Source organism: Streptomyces sp. NPDC002868, from assembly GCF_055563295.1.
This window is the reverse complement of sequence record NZ_JBVHDR010000002.1, coordinates 929,101-947,437: the sequence shown is the minus strand read 5'-3', so window position 1 is coordinate 947,437 and position 18,337 is coordinate 929,101. Positions and strand designations below refer to the sequence as shown.

Sequence of the window (18,337 nt, the reverse complement as noted above, 5' to 3'; positions counted from 1 at the left end):
TACATGGTGCGGATGGTGTCAGCAGCCGCCGTCTTGGTGCTCGCGGCGGGCGGCACGGCCCACGCGGCAGCCACGGCGGCAGTCGCGGCTGACCCGCCGCCCACCCGCGCCGACATCGCCGCCGACGCCCTGCGCAAGGACCCCGTCCATCTCAGCCCGCACCTCGAACCGGGTGCGGTCGGGCCGCAGGACGCCGGGCGAATACGTACTGTCGCACGGGAGTTGAAGGCCGCAGGCATCCCCGTCTACGTCTCGGTCAGCCCGGTCTGGGAGGGCGACGGGAGCGGCAAGTTCGGCGTCGCGTACCTCGCGCTGCTGCACGACCGGCTGCGCAAGGACGGGGCCTACGTCCATGTCGACCAGAGCGGGCGGGCGCGGATACGGGCGTACGGCGTAGCGCCCAAGGGGGATGCCGAGAGCGTCGAGTACCGCATGCGCGGCTGGAGCAATGATGAGAACGCATCGCTCGGCGACATCACCGTCGTCGCGCTGAACGGCCTCCGTACCGGTGAAGTGCCGCGCGGGCAGGGCTCGATCAACGACGACATGTCCTACCGCGAGCCCGAGTACCGGGCGGAGACGGCCGCGCTCGTGGTCGGGATCGTGGGCGCGGTGGTGGTGGCGCTGCTGGGGCTGCTGCACCGGCTCACCGATCTGCCGCTGTGGCCGCGGCGCGGGCGTGTCCCGGCGGACGACGTGCCCGACGTGGACTGGCGGTCCGCGCCGGAGCTTCCCGACGAGGCGTACGGGACGTTGTTCAATCTGGCCGTACGCCGCAGGAACGCGCTCGACGCGGCGCTGCGGGCGGCGAGTTCGGCGGGGCTGCCGGTGGACGGATCGCTTGCCGAGAACGCTGCGGACCTCGCGGACGACCTGGTGATCTGTTCCATCCCGCCCGACTTCGAGACGGAACACCCGGAGGGGAGGCGCGTCGTCGAGGCGATGGACCTGCCCGACATCGTCGCCTCGATCGAGATCAGCCGGATCGGCATCCGGGCGCTGGCGGCGATGCGCGACGGAGTGCCCTTCGCGCTCCAGCCTCCTTGCTTCTACAACCCGTTGCACGAGCGTGGGGCCGAGCGCATTCCGTATCCCGGCGAGGAAGACGATCCCGCCGACGTCACCGTCTGCCCGGCCTGCGCCGCGCACAGGCCCGATCCACTGCTCGTGTGGGACGACGACGGGACGGTGCCGTACTACGAGTCCGGCTACACGAATGCGGTGTGGCAGGCGACCGGATACGGGGCGGCCACCCTGGACTGGGATGCGGAGCTGCTGCTGCACGTCCTCGGGACATGGGCCGACGAGGACGAGGACGCCGACCAGGACACGGACACGGACGCGGACACGGACGAGGAGGTCCGGGCATGAGGGCGGCGGGGATTCTGCTCGTCGCGGGCGCGCTGCTCGGGGTCGGGGCGGCCGCTCCGTACGACTACGACCCCGTGGAGCGGGCGGCCGGGGTGCTGCGGGAGCGGCCGGTGCATGTCGACCCGGACGTCGGCCATCTCCTCAAGCCCGCGGACCGCAAGAAGCTCGAGGACGGGCTGAAGAAGCTGAAGGCCCCGGTGTACGTCGCGGTCATGCCCGGCGTGCCGCAGGGGTACATCAACGACGCGCGGATACGGGCGCTGGCGAAGCAGACCGGCAGGAACGGCGCGTACATCCTGGTCATCGACGACGGCTGCTTCGGCGTCAACACCCAGACCCTGCCCAAGAAGAAGCCCCTGGAGATCCCGCAGCAGTGCGAGCGCGACAGCGGCAGAATCCGCGATCTGGCGCTGGACTACGCGCGGGCCACCGACCGGCTCGCGGACGGGCCGCCCGGCAGGCTGACCGGCTCGACGACCTGGGACGAGCCGCGCGAAGGCGATCCGGTCGACGAGAAGGCGAGCGAGCACCCCGACGACCGGCTCTCGGGCGACGACTGGGCGGAGATCGCGACGGCGCTGATCCCCGGCGCCTTGGTCGGCGGGTACGTGCTGCGGCCGGTCGTGCTGCTCCTGGTCCGTCTTGTACGGCGCAGGCCCACCCCGCCCCGTGCGGTCCGCCGGGCCGGGGCCGCGCTCGACGCCCAGCTGGAGGGGGTCCGATGACGACCATGCGACGTCGCGCGTGCCGCTCGGCCGCCGCGCTCGCGCTGCCCGTGCTGCTGCTCACCGCCGGCCCAGCCGTCGCGGAGCAGCCCGACCGGGCCCGGGCCATTGCCGAGCACCTCGCCCGTGACCCGCTCTACGTCGACCCGGCGAGGACCGCGTTGCTGAAGCCTCCCGTTCAGCGCAAGATCCGCGAGCGGCTCGGTGCGTCCAAGGTGCCGATCTATGTCGTGGTCACGCCGAACAACCACGACCACACCGACCCGTACGAAGGCGACCCGGAGATCCTGCTCGCCTTCGTGTACGACCGGCTGCGGCGCGACGGCGTGTACGTGGTCGCGGACGAGGACGGTGACGACCTGGTCGCCCAGGAGTACGGAGTCGAGCGGGACGCGGAGACGGCCACACTGCTCGGCGAGTACGGCGACCCGCTCCGCGTCTCGCTGCCCCGCTTCGTGGATGTCGTCGCCTCCGGCACGGCCGCGGAGCGGTACGAGAAGGAGAACGGCTGGGGCGACGAAGGCGAGGACGGGGCCCAGGACCGGAAGGGGACCATGTCCTGGTGGACCGCGCTCGGCGTGTTCGGCGTGATCATCGTGGTCGGCCTCGGGCTCTTCGCGTACGCCATCAGGAGGTCGCAGAGAGGTGGCGGGAGCCGGCCCCGGTTCCGGTGAGCCCTGCCGGGCGGCGTGCTGTTTCAACGTGCTGCTTGAATGGGGTGCGTGACCCGAGCAACCCTGGACAAGCAGCCGCACGAAGTCGCCTCGATGTTCGACGACGTGGCGGCGAACTACGACCTCACCAACGATGTGCTCTCGCTCGGTCAGGACCGGCGGTGGCGCAAGGAGGTCGCGAAGGCGGTGGACGCCCGCCCGGCGCAGAAGGTCCTGGACCTGGCCGCGGGCACGGGCACGTCCTCGCTTCCGTTCACCGCCACCGGCGCATACGTAATCCCCTGCGACTTCTCCCTCGGCATGCTGCGCGAGGGCAAGAAGCGCAACCCGTGGCTGCCGCTCACCGCGGGCGACGCGACGAAGCTGCCGTTCCGCGACGGTGTCTTCGACGCCGTGACGATCTCGTTCGGGCTGCGCAATGTGCAGGACACGGACGCGGCGCTGCGCGAGCTGTACCGGGTGACGAAGCCGGGCGGGCGGGTCGTGATCTGCGAGTTCTCGCAGCCGACCTGGGCGCCGTTCCGTACGGTCTACACCGAGTATCTGATGCGGGCGCTGCCGCCGGTGGCGCGGGCGGTCTCGTCGAACCCGGACGCGTACGTCTATCTCGCCGAGTCGATCCGTGCCTGGCCCGACCAGGCGGGGCTGGCGCAGCGGCTCCAGCAGGCAGGCTGGTCCAAGGTCGCGTGGCGGAATCTGTCCGGCGGGATCGTGGCGCTGCACCGCGGCACCAAGCCGCAGTAACCCGCGCCGCCATGGACTACCAGGCGGTCCTCGAACGGATCGCGGCAGACATCGCACCGCAGATCGGCAGCGGCAGACCCGCCGAGTACATCCCGGCACTCGCCGCCGTCGACCCGCGCCGCTTCGGCATGGCCATCGCGGACGTGGACGGCAAGGTGTACGGAGTGGGGGACTGGCAGCACCCCTTCTCCACCCAGTCGATCACCAAGGTCTTCTCCCTCGCGCTGGCCATGACCCACGGCGACGCCGACCTCTGGGAGCGCGTCGGCCGTGAGCCGTCCGGCAACCCCTTCAACTCGCTGGTGCAGCTGGAGTACGAGAACGGGATTCCGCGCAATCCCTTCATCAACGCGGGCGCGCTCGTCGTCACCGACATCCTGCAGACCCTGACCGGCGACGCGAGCAGCGAACTGCTGGAATTCCTGCGGCAGGAGAGCGGCAACCCGCACCTGGCCTTCGACCCGGATGTCGCCGAGTCGGAGGCCGCGTACGGCGACCGCAATGCCGCCCTGGCCCACTTCATGGCCTCGTACGGCAATATCGTCAACCCCGTACCGACCCTCCTCGACCACTACTTCTGGCAGTGCTCGATCGAGATGAGCTGCGCCGATCTGACCCTGGCGGCCCGCTTCCTGGCCCGCCACGGGCTGCGCGCCGACGACTCCCGCCTGCTGACCCGCAGCGAGGCCAAGCAGATGAACGCCGTGATGCTCACCTGCGGTACGTACGACGCGGCCGGCGACTTCGCCTACCGGGTCGGACTGCCGGGCAAGAGCGGCGTGGGCGGCGGCATCGTCGCGGTGGTGCCGGGGCGCTGCACCTTGTGCGTCTGGAGCCCGGGCCTGGACGCGCGCGGCAACTCGGTGGCGGGGGTCGCGGCGTTGGACCGCTTCACGACGCTGACCGGGCTTTCGGTGTTCTAGCCGGGACTGCTGCCGTGAACAGCCGTCAGCAGCCGCGAACTGCCTTGAAAGTGGCGTGAATTGGCCCAACCCAGCCGGATGTTGACGGGAACCGGCGGGCGGGGAAGATGAGTCAGTTGTTTACGACGTTCTTATCGCCCCGCCCGTCCCCACTTGTCACCTCGGAGTCTCCCCATGGCGTCGTTCTGCCCGCACTGCGGCAATCCATCTCCGGATGAGGCTCGCTTCTGCATGAAGTGCGGACGGGAGAGGTTGCCGGAGGCTTCGGCCCCGCCCGCGATGCCTCCGGCCCCACCCGCTTTTGCGGTTGGGCAGCCCGCCCGGCCTTCCCCCGTCGGGGCGTTCTTCGGACGGGTGTTCCGCGGCGACTGGCCGGCAGCCGCGAAGGCCGCGGTCTGGCCGGCCGGACTGCTGCTGGCGCTGGCGGTGGTGCTCGCCATTCCGTCGTACGGCCAGGACGACGAGGTCGTCGTCGGCTGGAGCGACCGGCTGCGGATCGCGCTCGCGATGCTGCTGCAAGGGTTCGGCGGCGGCTTCGAGGTGAAGGCGGCGGGCGGCTCGTCACCGTTCGGCTCGGGCTCGGATTCGGGCTCCGGCTCCGGTTCCTCGGGCGGGATCTTCGGCGGCGGAGGATACCCCGACACCTCGGGCGGAGGCCCCTCGGACTATGGCGACTCGGGCATCGACGCGATGGGCGCGGCCTCGCTCTCCGTGGTGCCGCTGACGGTGACGCTGCTGTGGATCGGCGCGCTGTACGTGGGCGCGCGGATGCTGCGTACGCGAGGGGCCGGGCTGGAAGCCGCCGTACGGCTCTCGCTGCTGGTCACCGGTGTGGTCCTCGTGCTCGGCCTGTTCGCGCAGCCCGAGATCGCGGGCGTGGCGGTCTCCTCGTCCCCGCTGCTCGCGGCGCTCGGCGCCCTGGCGATCTCGCTCGCGGTGACCTGCGGGGTGCTGCAGCGCGACGACCTCGCGGCGTGGCTGGCGCAGCGGCCCGCGGCACGCTCGACGGTACGTGCGCTGGGGACGGCGGTGCGCGCGCTCGGCGCCGTGCTGGCGCTCTGCTCGCTGGTCGGCTTCGTCGCGTACGCCAACGCGGACGACGTGGACGGCACGGCCCTGCTGGTCGCGCTGGCGATCCTGCCCAACATCGGCTTCGCGGTGCTCGGGCTGAGCTGGGGCGTGCCGGTGGAGTACGACGTCCAGGGCCAGTTCAGCGCGATCGGCTCCAGCACGGAGCACGGCAGTTTCGGACTCCCGGAGATCAACGAAGTGTGGGGCGGAGGAGCGGTCGCCGGGGCGCTCGCCCTCGGTGCGGTCTGCGCGCTCACGCTCGGCGTGTGGGCGGCTCGCCGCTCGGCGGACCGTCGCGAGCAGCTGCTGGCCGGCGGCTTCTCGCTGGGGCTCGTCCTGCTGTTCACGGGCGTCAGCGGAGTCTCGGCCGACTTTGCGGGCGGCCTCGCGGACTTTGGCGGTCAGGGCACTTCGGAGTTTGCGCCGAGCGTTCCGGACGCGCTGCTGTTCGGGCTGCTGTGGGTGGGGGCGGCGACGTTCCTGGGCCCGTATGTGCTGCGGATGGTGGGGCAGCAAGCGGCAGTTCTGCCGGTTGTGCCGGTTCCGCCGGTTCCGGCGCATGGCCCGCTGTCGGCCCCGGTGACTCCGGCGGCCCCCGCCACGGCCCCCGCCACGCCTCCTGCCGCTCCCTATGCGGCCGACCCCCACACCGTGCACCTCGCCGCCGCGCCGGGGGTTGCCCACGATCCGGCCGCCACGGCAGCCGCGGCCGAGCGCAAGCGCAAGGTCCTTGTCTGGACGGCCACCCTCACCGCCGCGTTCGTCATCGGCGGCGGCGCGACAGCCGGGGCGCTGCTCCTGAAGAAGAACAACGACGAGTCCGACCAGGCACAGAACAAGCCGCCCGCCGCCTCGCAGTCGCCCACCCCCAAGCAGGACCCGCCTGCGTCCGCCTCACCATCCGCCTCACCATCCGCCTCGCCTTCCGACTCGGCTCCTGTGTCCCCCGCCGCCACCCCGTCCACCAACCCCTCCCAGTCCCAGTCCCCGGGCGGCGCCGCGCTCCCCGCCGGCTTTGTACTGAAGCGGGACCCCGCCGGGTTCACCGTCGGGGTGATGGACGGCTGGAAGCGCCGGCAGGCGGGCAGCCAGATCTTCTACGAGGCCCCGACGGGTGGTTCGTACATCCAGATCGGGATCGTCAAGAACACCCCCATGTCCTCGTACGAGAACTTCCTCGGCCTGGAGAAGAAGCACCTGGAGACCCCCGTGACCGACTACCAGCGCAGCCGGCTGGCGCAGAACACCTACCAGGGACGGCCGGGCGCGCTCTGGGAGTTCACCCACATCCCCGAGCCGGACGAGGGCGGCCTGCGGCGGCACGTCATCGACCAGGCGTTCGTGGCCGCGGACGGCACGGAGTACGCGATCCTCGCCGCGGGCCGCGCCGACCTCTGGGACGCGAACAGGGACGTGGTGTTCTCCACCGCGATCAACACGTTCAAAGCGAACTGAGTTCCAGCCGGAAGCAGTACCCCTTCTGCTGGGACACCGGCGTCGTGAACGTCTCGGCCAGCTCCATCCCCAGCCGCCGGATCACCGCGATCGAGCGCTCGTTGCGGGCGTTCACCATCGCCACGACCCGCTCGACGCCCGCCGCCCGCACCCGCTCCAGCGTGGTGCGGGCGGCGGCCGTCGCGTACCCCTTGCCCCACGCGGACCGCGTCAGCCGCCAGCCGATCTCGATCTCGCCGACCGGGCCGAAGCCCTCGTGCGGCCAGGGCTGCGCGCCGGTGAAGCCGATGACCTCGCCGTCCTTGTCGAGCATGGTCCAGAAGCAGAAGCCGCGCTCGGCGTCGTGTCTGCGCTGCCGGGCGGTCAGCTCCTCGTAGACCGAAAGCTCGGCCGACGTCCCGCCGTGGAACTCCATGACGTCCGGGTCGTTGAAGATCCTGTGCCAGGCCAGGGCGTCCTCGTCGGTGGGCACGCGCAGCTGTACGGCGGGGAGCGGCCTGCTCATAGGGGGGAACCCTTCAGTTTGTGGATCAGTACGCCCCCATAGACTGCACATGTCCTGTGCCATTCGGTACGCAATATCGAGTCTTCGGGAGAACCCGCCGTGACCGAGCCCCTCTCCGAACACACCGCCGATGTGATCGTCGTCGGGGCAGGCCCGGCCGGCTCCACAACCGCGTACTACCTCGCCAAGGCCGGACTCGACGTCCTGCTCCTCGAGAAGACCGCCTTCCCGCGCGAGAAGGTGTGCGGCGACGGCCTTACGCCCCGCGCCACCAAGCAGCTGGTCGCGATGGGCATCGACATCTCCGAGGAAGCCGGCTGGCTGCGGAACAAGGGCCTGCGGATCATCGGCGGCGGGGTGCGCCTGCAGCTCGACTGGCCCGATCTCGCCTCCTACCCGGACTACGGACTCGTCCGCAAGCGCGACGACTTCGACGAGCAGCTGGCCCGGCAGGCGCAGAAGGCGGGCGCGCGGCTGTACGAGCGGTGCAATGTCGGGGCTCCGATCATCGACGACGGCACCGGCCGTATCACCGGCGTGAACGCCAAGGTGGGTGAGGAGAAGACCCCGGTCACCTTCCACGCGCCGCTCGTCGTCGCCGCCGACGGCAACTCCTCGCGGATCTCCCTCGCCATGGGGCTGCACCGGCGTGAGGACCGGCCGATGGGCGTGGCCGTACGGACGTACTTCACCTCGCCCCGCCACGACGACGACTACCTGGAGTCGTGGCTGGAGCTGTGGGACCGCCGCGGCCCGGGCGAGGACCGGCTGCTGCCCGGCTACGGCTGGATCTTCGGCATGGGCGACGGCACCTCCAACGTCGGCCTCGGTGTGCTCAACACCTCCGCCTCCTTCAAGGAGCTGGACTGGCGCGAGGTGCTCAAGGCCTGGTGCGCCTCGATGCCGGAGGACTGGGGGTACACCGAGGAGAACATGACGATGCCGATCCGCGGCGCCGCGCTCCCGATGGCCTTCAACCGCCAGCCGCACTACACCAAGGGCCTGCTGCTGGTCGGCGACGCGGGCGGGCTGGTCAACCCGTTCAACGGTGAGGGCATCGCGTACGCCATGGAGTCCGGGCAGATCGCCGCCGATGTGATCGTGCAGGCGCACGCCCGGCAGACCCCGGCGCAGCGGGAACTGGCGCTGCACCGCTACCCGAAGGTCCTCAAGGACACATACGGCGGCTACTACACCCTCGGCCGGGCGTTCGTGAAGCTCATCGGCAACCCGAAGGTCATGAAGATCGCGACGCAGCGCGGTCTGACCCACCCGCTGCTGATGAAGTTCACGCTGAAGATGCTGGCGAACCTGACCGACCCGACGGGCGGCGACGCGATGGACCGGATCATCAACGGTCTCTCGAAGGTGGCCCCGAAGGCCTGATACGGGCCCACTGCCCACCCCGAGTGAGCAAACCGCGCCTATGTGTAACCGAAATGGGCAGGCCGGTGAACGGACGAAGGGCCGCGGCTCCACCCCCGAGCGGGGGAGCCGCGGCCCTTCGTGGTGTGCGTGCCGTCAGAGAACCCGGACCGCACCGCTCGCCGGGTAGCCCGACAGGTCCTGGATGACGACGCCCTTGCCGGGGTTGGCGGCGTCGAGGTACTTGCCGTCGCCGATGTAGACACCGGTGTGGTACGCGGAACCGGCGCCGCCCCAGTAGAGGATGTCGCCGACCTGGAGGTTGGAGGTGCCCACCTGGGTGCCGGCCACCGACTGGTCCTGCGAGACGCGCGGGAGGTCGACGCCGACCGTCCGGAAAGCGGCCTGGACGAGGCTGGAGCAGTCCCAGGAGTTGGGGCCGGAGGCGCCCATGACGTAGGCGTCGCCGAGCTGTGCCTTGAGGAAGGCGACAACGGTCGCTGCGGAGCCCGTGGCGTTCGAGGTGGGGGCGGAGAGCGTGGTGCGCTCGGAGGAGCGGGAGGCGCGCTCCTTGGCCTCGGCCTCGGCGCGCTTCTTCGCCTCGGCCTTCTTCTTGGCCTCGGCCTTGCGCTCGGCCTCGGCGTGGGCCAGCTTGGCGGACTTCGCGGCCTTGGCGGCGGCGGCGTCCTCCTGGGCCTGCAACTCGAGGTCGAGGGCGACCTGCTGAGTGGCCTCGGCGGACTGCGAGACGGCGGCGGAGAGGGCGCCGGAGGTGAGCGTCGGCATTTCGATGGTCTCGGTCACCGGCTCGGCGGTCGCCGGCCCGGCAGCTCCGGCCACTGCCATGGTGCTGAGGACGCCACCGGCAACTCCGGCCCGGAGCGCGAGTTTCGATGCGCTGCGGCGGGGCTTCCGGTGGCTGGGTATGTGAGCGGTGTGGGACATGAGTACAACCGCTATCAGGGGCGCGCGGTTCCCTTCAAGAAACGTGTGTTGCGCCACAGTTACGACCGGAATCTCTGAATCCGCTCCCCCTGGACCCTTATTGACGCCGTAACGGGCAATACGGGCATGCGTGATCACGGCTTTGATCAAGGGCTTTCCGTAAAAGGTCCGAATTGCCTGGCGCTTACCACCCCTTCACTCCGTTGGCCAAGCCTGCTTTTGTTGAAGTCACAAGCGCGTGGCGCAGGTCACAGAAAGGTCAACGTCCGGGTGGCCGGAGGCTCGTGAATGCGGGCACGTTGTCCACTTCGGTCCGCCCATGCCCCCACCCGGGTGGGACGGCGTCCACTATCACCCGTTGAGGTCCATCGCCAATTTGCCCGTACGGGCCACTGCTTGGTAGGGCGCACAGCCTCCGACCAGCGGTAACACCCTCGGATGTCACGCCTGGTGACCACTCGGGCGCTTCGCGTATGAAGATCACCGCTCATCCGACTTCATGATCGTTCGACGGGTGGTGGAGATCACAAAGGCGTTGTCGCACCCCGTGTCGCAGATCACAGACCGGCAGGCATAGGATGCGGAGCAGTCGGGCTTGTGAACTGCCTCACATGTACACGATCTTCGCTGAGGCGGCGAGGCGGATGCCCGGCGCGGTCCAACGGTCAAGGACGACTGGAAGGAGCGAGGAGGGTGAATGCTTACGCGCCCATCCTTGTGCTCGGCGCCCTCGGGGCAGGGTTTGCGATCTTCTCCGTGGTCATGGCCACGCTTATCGGCCCCAAGCGGTACAACCGGGCGAAAATGGAGGCGTACGAGTGCGGCATCGAGCCGACTCCGACGCCGGCCGGAGGCGGCCGCTTTCCCATCAAGTACTACCTGACGGCGATGCTCTTCATCGTCTTCGACATCGAGATCGTCTTCCTCTACCCCTGGGCGGTCACCTTCGACGCCCTGGGGCTTTTCGGGCTCGTGGAGATGCTGCTCTTCGTGCTCACCGTCTTCGTCGCCTACGCGTATGTGTGGCGGCGGGGCGGCCTGGAATGGGACTGAGGGGCTGAGGAGCACACCAATGGGAATCGAAGAGAAGCTGCCGAGCGGTTTCCTGCTGACCACCGTCGAACAGGCCTCGGGCTGGGTGCGCAAGTCATCCGTCTTCCCGGCGACCTTCGGTCTGGCCTGCTGCGCCATCGAGATGATGACGACCGGCGCCGGCCGTTACGACCTGGCCCGCTTCGGCATGGAGGTCTTCCGCGGCTCGCCGCGCCAGGCCGACCTGATGATCGTGGCGGGGCGGGTCAGCCAGAAGATGGCGCCCGTCCTGCGGCAGGTCTACGACCAGATGCCCAACCCCAAGTGGGTTATTTCCATGGGTGTTTGCGCATCATCGGGCGGAATGTTCAACAATTACGCGATTGTGCAGGGCGTTGACCACATTGTTCCTGTTGACATCTATTTGCCAGGCTGCCCGCCGCGTCCGGAGATGCTGATGGACGCGATCCTCAAGCTCCACCAGAAGATCCAGACCTCCAAGCTCGGCGTGAACGCGGAGGAGGCGGCCCGCGAGGCGGAGGAAGCGGCCCTCAAGGCGCTCCCCACCATTGAGATGAAGGGGCTGCTCCGGTGAGCGAGACCAGTGAGCCGAACCCCGACAAGGAAGTCGGCGCGCAGAACCTGCCCGGCCAGCGTGGTGAGCACGGCGAGGAGATCCGCGTCCAGCGCGGCATGTTCGGTGCGAACAACGGCGGCGACACCTCCGGCTACGGCGGGCTCACCCGCTCCGTACGCCTCCCGGGGCCCGCGAGCCGCCCCTACGGCGGGTACTTCGACGAGGTGGCCGACGAGCTGGAAGGCGCGCTGGAAGAACAGGGACTCGTCCCCGAGAACGCCATCGAGAAGACGGTCGTCGACCGCGGCGAGGTCACCTTCCACATCGCCCGCGAGCACCTCCTGAAGGTGGCGCGCACCCTGCGGGACGACCCGGCGCTCCGCTTCGAGCTCTGTACGGGCGTCAGCGGCGTCCACTTCCCCGAGGACAAGGGCCGCGAGCTGCACGCCGTCTACCACCTGCGCTCGATCACCCACGGCCGGCTGATCCGCCTCGAGGTCTGCGCCCCGGACAGCGACCCGCACGTCCCGTCGCTGGTCGCGGTCTACCCGACCAACGACTGGCACGAGCGAGAGACGTACGACTTCTTCGGGCTCGTCTTCGACGGCCACCCCGCCCTGACGCGGATCATGATGCCGGACGACTGGCAGGGCTTCCCGCAGCGCAAGGACTATCCGCTCGGCGGCATCGCCGTCGAGTACAAGGGCGCTCAGATCCCGGCTCCGGACCAGCGGAGGTCGTACAGCTGATGTCTACTTCTCACGCTTCCTCCCGCGAGACCACCGAGGGGACTGTCTATACAGTCACCGGCGGCGACTGGGACGAGGTCGTCCAGTCCGCGGCCAAGGCCGACGACGAGCGGATCGTCGTCAACATGGGCCCGCAGCACCCCTCCACCCACGGTGTGCTCCGGCTGATCCTGGAGATCGACGGAGAGACGGTCACCGAGGCCCGCTGCGGCATCGGCTACCTCCACACCGGCATCGAGAAGAACCTCGAATTCCGGACCTGGACGCAGGGCACCACCTTCGTCACGCGCATGGACTACCTCACCTCGTTCTACAACGAGACGGCGTACTGCCTGGGCGTGGAGAGGCTGCTCGGCATCACGGACCAGATCCCGGACCGGGCCACCATCATCCGCGTCCTGCTGATGGAGCTCAACCGCCTCTCCTCCCACCTGGTGGCCATCGCCACCGGCGGTATGGAGCTCGGCGCCACCACGATCATGATCTACGGGTTCCGGGACCGCGAGATGATCCTGGACCTGTACGAACTGATCACCGGCCTGCGGATGAACCACGCGTTCATCCGGCCCGGAGGACTTGCCCAGGACCTGCCGCCCGGCGCGGTCGACGCGGTGCGCGAGTTCGTCAAGAAGATGACCAAGAACCTGCCGGAGTACGACAAGCTCGCCACCGGCAACCCCATCTTCAAGGCCCGTATGCAGGACGTCGGCTACCTCGATCTGACCGGCTGCATGGCACTGGGCGCCACCGGGCCGATCCTGCGCGCCGCGGGCCTCGCCCACGATCTGCGCAAGACCGACCCCTACTGCGGTTACGAGACGTACGAGTTCGACGTCCCGACCGCCGACAGCTGCGACGCGTACGGCCGCTTCCTCGTCCGCCTGGAGGAGATGCGGCAGTCGCTGCGCATCGTCGAGCAGTGCCTGGACCGGCTCGAGCCGGGACCGGTCATGGTCGCCGACAAGAAGATCGCCTGGCCCGCGCAGCTCGCGCTCGGCCCCGACGGTCTCGGCAACTCCCTCGACCACATCAAGAAGATCATGGGCACCTCGATGGAGGCCCTGATCCACCACTTCAAGCTGGTGACCGAGGGCTTCCGGGTGCCGCCCGGACAGGCGTACGCGGCCGTCGAGTCGCCCAAGGGCGAGCTCGGCGTCCATGTCGTCTCCGACGGCGGAACCCGCCCCTACCGGGTCCACTTCCGCGACCCGTCCTTCACCAATCTGCAGGCCATGGCGGCGATGTGCGAGGGCGGCCAGGTCGCCGACGTCATCGTCGCCGTCGCGTCCATCGACCCCGTGATGGGAGGCGTCGACCGGTGACAGCCACACCAGCTAATCAAGAGGTGAGCCTGGGCATGCCCCAGCTCCCCGCCCCCGACTACCCGGCCGATGTACGCGCCCGGCTCGAAGCGGACGCGAGGGAACTCATCGCCCGCTACCCCGACAGCCGGTCCGCCCTGCTGCCGCTGCTGCACCTCGTGCAGTCCGAGGAGGGGTACGTCACCCGCACCGGCGTCCGCTTCTGCGCCGAGATGCTGGACCTGACCACCGCGGAGGTCACCGCGGTCTCCACCTTCTACACGATGTACCGGCGGGTGCCCTCCGGCGACTACCAGGTCGGCGTCTGCACCAACACGCTCTGCGCGGTGATGGGCGGCGACGCCATCTTCGACGAGCTCAAGCAGCACCTCGGCGTCGGCAACAGCGAGACGACCGAGGACGGCAAGGTCACTCTCGAGCACATCGAGTGCAACGCGGCCTGCGACTTCGCCCCGGTGGTGATGGTCAACTGGGAGTTCTTCGACAACCAGACACCCGAGACCGCCAAGCGCCTCGTCGACGATCTGCGCGCGGGACGGCCCGTCGAGCCGACGCGCGGCGCTCCCCTGTGTACGTACAAGGAGACCGCGCGGATCCTCGCGGGCTTCCCCGACGAGCGCCCGGGCGCGGTCGGGGCGAGCGGCGGTGCGGGACCCGCCTCGCTGATCGGCCTGCGCCTGGCCAAGGGCGAGAGTCCGACGGCGCGAGTGGTCTCCCCGCGCGGCGAGGCATCACACGACGCACCGCCCCAGCCCGGTTCCGAGCACCTCAGCTCGCATGACGCACCGCAGCAGACCTCGGCCTCCGACCCTGACCACCCGGCCGGACCCGCAGCCGAGGAGGGGGAGTGATGACCTTGTCCACCGAGTTTGGGGGCACCGCCCGACCGGAGGCCGGGGGAGAGACGAGTCCCGAGAAGCTTCTCGTGCCCGTCCTCTCCGCCTTCTGGGACGAGGCGGAGTCCTGGACGCTGGACACCTACCGGCGGCACGAGGGGTACGAGGGACTGCGCAAGGCGCTGGCCATGTCGCCGGACGACCTCATCGCGTACGTCAAGGACTCCGGACTGCGCGGCCGCGGCGGCGCGGGCTTCCCCACCGGGATGAAGTGGCAGTTCATTCCGCAGGGCGACGGCAAGCCGCACTACCTCGTTGTCAACGCCGACGAATCGGAGCCCGGGACCTGCAAGGACATCCCGCTCCTGTTCGCCAACCCGCACTCCCTCATCGAGGGAATCGTGATCGCCTGCTACGCGATCCGGTCGAATCACGCGTTCATCTATCTGCGCGGTGAAGTCGTCCCCGTACTGCGGCGGCTGCACGAAGCCGTACGCGAGGCGTACGAGGCGGGCTTCCTCGGCAAGGACATCCTGGGGTCCGGACTCGACCTCGAAGTCACCGTGCACGCGGGCGCGGGCGCGTACATCTGCGGTGAGGAGACCGCGCTGCTGGACTCCCTGGAGGGACGTCGCGGTCAGCCCCGGCTGCGTCCCCCCTTCCCCGCGGTCGCCGGTCTGTACGCGTGCCCCACTGTGGTGAACAACGTCGAGTCCATCGCGTCCGTTCCCGCGATCCTTCATCGCGGCAAGGACTGGTTCAAGTCGATGGGCAGCGAGAAGTCCCCGGGCTTCACGCTGTACTCGCTCAGCGGCCATGTCACCAACCCCGGCCAGTACGAGGCCCCGCTCGGCATCACGCTGCGCCAGCTGCTCGACATGAGCGGCGGCATGCGCAAGGGCCACCGCCTCAAGTTCTGGACTCCGGGCGGCTCCTCGACCCCGATGTTCACCGACGAGCACCTTGATGTGCCGCTGGACTACGAGGGCGTGGGCGCCGCCGGTTCGATGCTCGGCACCAAGGCGCTGCAGTGCTTCGACGAGACGACCTGCGTGGTGCGGGCCGTGACGCGGTGGACCGAGTTCTACGCCCATGAGTCCTGCGGCAAGTGCACGCCGTGCCGCGAAGGCACGTACTGGCTGGTGCAGTTGCTGCGCGACATCGAGGCCGGCAAGGGCGTCATGTCCGACCTCGACAAGCTGAACGACATCGCCGACAACATCAACGGCAAGTCCTTCTGCGCACTGGGCGACGGAGCCGCGTCCCCGATCTTCTCCTCGCTCAAGTACTTCCGCGAGGAGTACGAGCAGCACATCACCGGCAAGGGCTGCCCCTTCGACCCCGCGAGGTCGACCGCCTGGGCCGACAAGCACCTGGAGGTGACCGCATGACTGAGGCGTATGCGCCGAGCCCCGGCCGCGGCTTCGCCGCCCACCGCCCTGCGGGCGAAGCACCGCAGTCCGACTCACCTCGTGCGGAGGTACGGGCATGACCGTCACGACGTCCAACCCCGCCGGAGGCGGCAACGCGGCCGTTCCGCCGGAAGATCTCGTGTCGCTGACGATCGACGGCATCGAGATCAGCGTGCCCAAGGGCACTCTGGTCATCCGGGCCGCCGAAATGCTCGGCATCGAGATCCCGCGGTTCTGCGACCACCCCCTCCTCGACCCGGTCGGCGCCTGCCGCCAGTGCATCGTCGAGGTCGAGGGCCAGCGCAAGCCGATGGCGTCCTGCACCATCACCTGCACCGACGGCATGGTCGTCAAGTCGCAGCTCACCTCGCCGGTCGCAGAGAAGGCCCAGCGCGGTGTGATGGAGCTGCTCCTCATCAACCACCCGCTGGACTGCCCGGTCTGCGACAAGGGCGGCGAGTGTCCCCTGCAGAACCAGGCGATGCAGGTCGGCGACCCGGACACCCGCTTCGAGGGCAAGAAGCGGACGTTCGAGAAGCCCGTCCCGATCTCCACACAGGTGCTGCTCGACCGCGAGCGGTGCGTGCTGTGCGCCCGGTGCACCCGGTTCTCCAACCAGGTCGCGGGCGACCCGATGATCGAGCTGCTCGAGCGCGGTGCGCTCCAGCAGGTCGGCACCGGAGAGGGCGACCCGTTCGAGTCGTACTTCTCCGGGAACACCATCCAGATCTGCCCGGTGGGCGCGCTGACGTCGGCCGCGTACCGCTTCCGCTCCCGCCCCTTCGACCTGGTGTCGTCGCCTTCGGTGTGCGAGCACTGCGCGGGCGGCTGCGCGACGCGTACGGACCACCGCCGCGGCAAGGTCATGCGGCGGCTTGCGGCCGAGGACCCCGAGGTCAACGAGGAGTGGATGTGCGACAAGGGGCGCTTCGGCTTCCGCTACGCGCAGAAGCCGGACCGGCTCACGACTCCTCTCGTACGCAACGGCCAGGGTGAACTGGAGCCGGCGAGCTGGCCGGAGGCGCTGGAGGCGGCGGCCCACGGACTGAGCGCGGCCCGCGGCCGGGCCGGTGTCCTGGTGGGCGGCCGGCTGACCGTCGAGGACTCGTACGCGTACGCCAAGTTCGCCCGAGTCGCCCTCGACACCAACGACGTCGACTTCCGCGCACGCGTGCACAGCAGCGAGGAGGCCGACTTCCTGGCCGCCCGCGTCGCGGGGCGCGGCCGGGACGTGGACGGCAGCGGGGTCACCTACACCTCCCTGGAGCAGGCCCCGGCGGTCCTGCTGGCCGGGGTCGAGTCCGAGGAGGAGGCCCCCGGTGTCTTCCTGCGGCTGCGCAAGGCCAACCGCAAGCACGGGCAGCGCACCTTCGCGCTGGCCACGCACGCCACCCGCGGCTTGACGAAGGCGGGCGGCACACTGCTCCCCGCCGCCCCCGGCACCGAGACCGAGTGGCTGGATGCGTTGAGCGGGGGCGCCGGCCTGGACGGCGACGGCGCGAAGGCGGCAGAGGCGCTGCGCTCCGACGGCGCGGTGATCGTCGTCGGCGAGCGGCTCGCTGCCGTGCCCGGCGGACTGACCGCCGCGGTACGGGCCGCGACCGCGACCGGCGCGCAGCTGGTGTGGATCCCGCGCAGGGCGGGCGAGCGCGGCGCGCTCGAGGCGGGCGCGATCCCCTCGCTGCTGCCCGGCGGCCGCCCGGCCACCGACCCGCGGGCCCGCGAGGAGACCGCGGCGGCCTGGCGCGTACGCGAACTCCCGCACCGTTACGGCCGCGACACCGGCCAGATCGTCGAGGCCGCGGCCACCGGCGAACTGGGCGCGCTGCTGGTGGCGGGCGTCGAAGTCGCGGACCTGCCCGATCCGCAGCGCGCACGTGAGGCACTCGACGCGGTCGGCTTCCTGGTCTCCCTGGAGCTGCGGCCCAGCGAGGTCACCGAGCGGGCGGACGTGGTCTTCCCGGTCGCGGCCGTCGCCGAGAAGCCGGGCACGTTCCTCAACTGGGAGGGCAGGGCGAGGCTGTTCGAGGCCGCGCTGAAGCCCGAGCACATGACGCGCCGCCTGGCTCCGGCCGATGCGCGGGTGCTGCACATGCTGGCGGACGCGCTCGACGTCAGCTTCGGGCTGCCGGACCTCAAGTCCGTACGCAACGAGCTGGACCGGCTGGGCACGTGGGACGGACCGCGGGCCACCGAGCCCAATGAGTCCGCACAGTCCCTGCCCCGCCCGGGCGAGGGCGAGGCGGTCCTCGCCGGCCACCGGCTGCTGCTCGACCAGGGCCTGCTCCAGCAGGGCGACGAGGCGCTGGCGGGCACCCGCCACGCGGCGGTCGCCCGGCTCTCCGCGGCGACGGCGGCCGAGACGGGTGTGAAGGACGGCGACGTCCTCGCCGTCACCGGCCCCGCCGGCTCGGTCAGGTTCCCGCTCCAGGTGAGCGAGATGCCCGACCGGGTGGTGTGGCTCCCGCTGAACTCGGCCGGAGGCGGCATCACTTCGGACACCGGTGCAGTCCCCGGGCAGCTGGTCCGCATCGGCCCGGCGGCGGCAGAGACCGCCACCCCTGACGTACCGGAGGTGCGAGCGTGAACCCGACCCTCGCAAATATCGCGGAGGCCCAGCGGAGCGTGCTC

16 protein-coding genes and 1 pseudogene are annotated in these 18,337 nt (G+C 70.0%); 15 read left to right on the top strand and 2 right to left on the bottom strand.

Going from position 1 to position 18,337, the window contains the following annotated elements:
- Positions 1 to 12: 12 nt before the first annotated feature.
- The 7 genes and pseudogenes from ACZ3H8_RS10325 (at position 13) to ACZ3H8_RS10295 (ending at position 6,963) form a co-directional block, all read left to right on the top strand.
- Positions 13 to 1,371 (top strand): hypothetical protein, encoded by a 1,359-nt coding sequence (locus tag ACZ3H8_RS10325; RefSeq protein ID WP_467399730.1) that lies wholly within the window; start codon positions 13 to 15, stop codon positions 1,369 to 1,371.
- Entirely contained in the window at positions 1,368 to 2,096 is a 729-nt protein-coding gene (locus ACZ3H8_RS10320) for a hypothetical protein (protein WP_467399727.1), read from the top strand. The genes ACZ3H8_RS10325 and ACZ3H8_RS10320 overlap by 4 nt, the downstream gene beginning before the upstream one ends.
- Positions 2,093 to 2,770, top strand: coding sequence for a hypothetical protein (locus tag ACZ3H8_RS10315; protein ID WP_467399725.1), 678 nt, complete (start codon positions 2,093 to 2,095; stop codon positions 2,768 to 2,770). Before ACZ3H8_RS10320 ends, ACZ3H8_RS10315 begins: the two co-directional genes overlap by 4 nt.
- A gap of 48 nt (positions 2,771 to 2,818) precedes the next feature.
- Entirely contained in the window at positions 2,819 to 3,514 is a 696-nt protein-coding gene (locus ACZ3H8_RS10310) for a demethylmenaquinone methyltransferase (RefSeq protein WP_467399721.1), read from the top strand.
- Positions 3,515 to 3,525: 11 nt separating this feature from the next.
- Positions 3,526 to 4,437, top strand: a complete 912-nt coding sequence (locus ACZ3H8_RS10305) for a glutaminase (protein ID WP_467399720.1) — start codon at positions 3,526 to 3,528, stop codon at positions 4,435 to 4,437.
- Between the two features lie 174 nt (positions 4,438 to 4,611).
- Positions 4,612 to 4,680: pseudogene (locus tag ACZ3H8_RS10300) on the top strand (zinc-ribbon domain-containing protein); the annotation flags it as partial.
- A 111-nt stretch (positions 4,681 to 4,791) separates the two neighbouring features.
- On the top strand, positions 4,792 to 6,963 hold the full coding sequence (locus ACZ3H8_RS10295) for a hypothetical protein (protein WP_467400002.1): 2,172 nt from the start codon (positions 4,792 to 4,794) through the stop codon (positions 6,961 to 6,963).
- Here ACZ3H8_RS10295 and ACZ3H8_RS10290 read toward each other — a convergent pair.
- Positions 6,950 to 7,468, bottom strand: coding sequence for a GNAT family N-acetyltransferase (locus ACZ3H8_RS10290; RefSeq protein ID WP_467399717.1), 519 nt, complete (start codon positions 7,466 to 7,468; stop codon positions 6,950 to 6,952). The two genes, ACZ3H8_RS10295 and ACZ3H8_RS10290, sit on opposite strands and share 14 nt — an antisense overlap.
- 99 nt (positions 7,469 to 7,567) lie before the next feature.
- Here ACZ3H8_RS10290 and ACZ3H8_RS10285 point away from each other — a divergent pair, with 99 nt between their 5' ends.
- Complete coding sequence (locus tag ACZ3H8_RS10285) at positions 7,568 to 8,854, top strand: geranylgeranyl reductase family protein (protein ID WP_467399715.1); 1,287 nt, start codon at positions 7,568 to 7,570, stop codon at positions 8,852 to 8,854.
- A gap of 135 nt (positions 8,855 to 8,989) precedes the next feature.
- Here the strand turns inward: ACZ3H8_RS10285 and ACZ3H8_RS10280 are convergent, their stop codons facing one another.
- A complete protein-coding gene (locus tag ACZ3H8_RS10280; protein WP_467399713.1) occupies positions 8,990 to 9,778 on the bottom strand; it encodes a C40 family peptidase in 789 nt (262 codons plus the stop codon).
- A gap of 693 nt (positions 9,779 to 10,471) precedes the next feature.
- On the opposite strand from ACZ3H8_RS10280, the gene ACZ3H8_RS10275 reads away from it, so the two are divergent.
- The 7 genes from ACZ3H8_RS10275 (at position 10,472) to ACZ3H8_RS10245 (ending at position 18,293) form a co-directional block, all read left to right on the top strand.
- Positions 10,472 to 10,831: an NADH-quinone oxidoreductase subunit A gene (locus ACZ3H8_RS10275; protein ID WP_307661762.1), complete on the top strand. Its 360-nt coding sequence runs from the start codon at positions 10,472 to 10,474 to the stop codon at positions 10,829 to 10,831.
- 19 nt (positions 10,832 to 10,850) lie between these two features.
- Positions 10,851 to 11,405: a NuoB/complex I 20 kDa subunit family protein gene (locus tag ACZ3H8_RS10270; protein WP_266533888.1), complete on the top strand. Its 555-nt coding sequence runs from the start codon at positions 10,851 to 10,853 to the stop codon at positions 11,403 to 11,405.
- Positions 11,402 to 12,136, top strand: a complete 735-nt coding sequence (locus tag ACZ3H8_RS10265; RefSeq protein ID WP_467399709.1) for an NADH-quinone oxidoreductase subunit C — start codon at positions 11,402 to 11,404, stop codon at positions 12,134 to 12,136. Before ACZ3H8_RS10270 ends, ACZ3H8_RS10265 begins: the two co-directional genes overlap by 4 nt.
- Positions 12,136 to 13,458: an NADH-quinone oxidoreductase subunit D gene (locus ACZ3H8_RS10260; RefSeq protein ID WP_467399706.1), complete on the top strand. Its 1,323-nt coding sequence runs from the start codon at positions 12,136 to 12,138 to the stop codon at positions 13,456 to 13,458. The genes ACZ3H8_RS10265 and ACZ3H8_RS10260 overlap by 1 nt, the downstream gene beginning before the upstream one ends.
- A 35-nt stretch (positions 13,459 to 13,493) precedes the next feature.
- Positions 13,494 to 14,309 carry an NADH-quinone oxidoreductase subunit NuoE gene (gene nuoE / locus ACZ3H8_RS10255; protein WP_467399704.1) on the top strand — a complete coding sequence of 272 codons (816 nt, stop codon included), beginning with the start codon at positions 13,494 to 13,496 and terminating at the stop codon, positions 14,307 to 14,309.
- Positions 14,309 to 15,685: an NADH-quinone oxidoreductase subunit NuoF gene (gene nuoF / locus ACZ3H8_RS10250; RefSeq protein ID WP_467399701.1), complete on the top strand. Its 1,377-nt coding sequence runs from the start codon at positions 14,309 to 14,311 to the stop codon at positions 15,683 to 15,685. The genes nuoE and nuoF overlap by 1 nt, the downstream gene beginning before the upstream one ends.
- A 97-nt stretch (positions 15,686 to 15,782) precedes the next feature.
- Positions 15,783 to 18,293: an NADH-quinone oxidoreductase subunit G gene (locus tag ACZ3H8_RS10245; protein ID WP_467399699.1), complete on the top strand. Its 2,511-nt coding sequence runs from the start codon at positions 15,783 to 15,785 to the stop codon at positions 18,291 to 18,293.
- Positions 18,294 to 18,337: the final 44 nt, after the last annotated feature.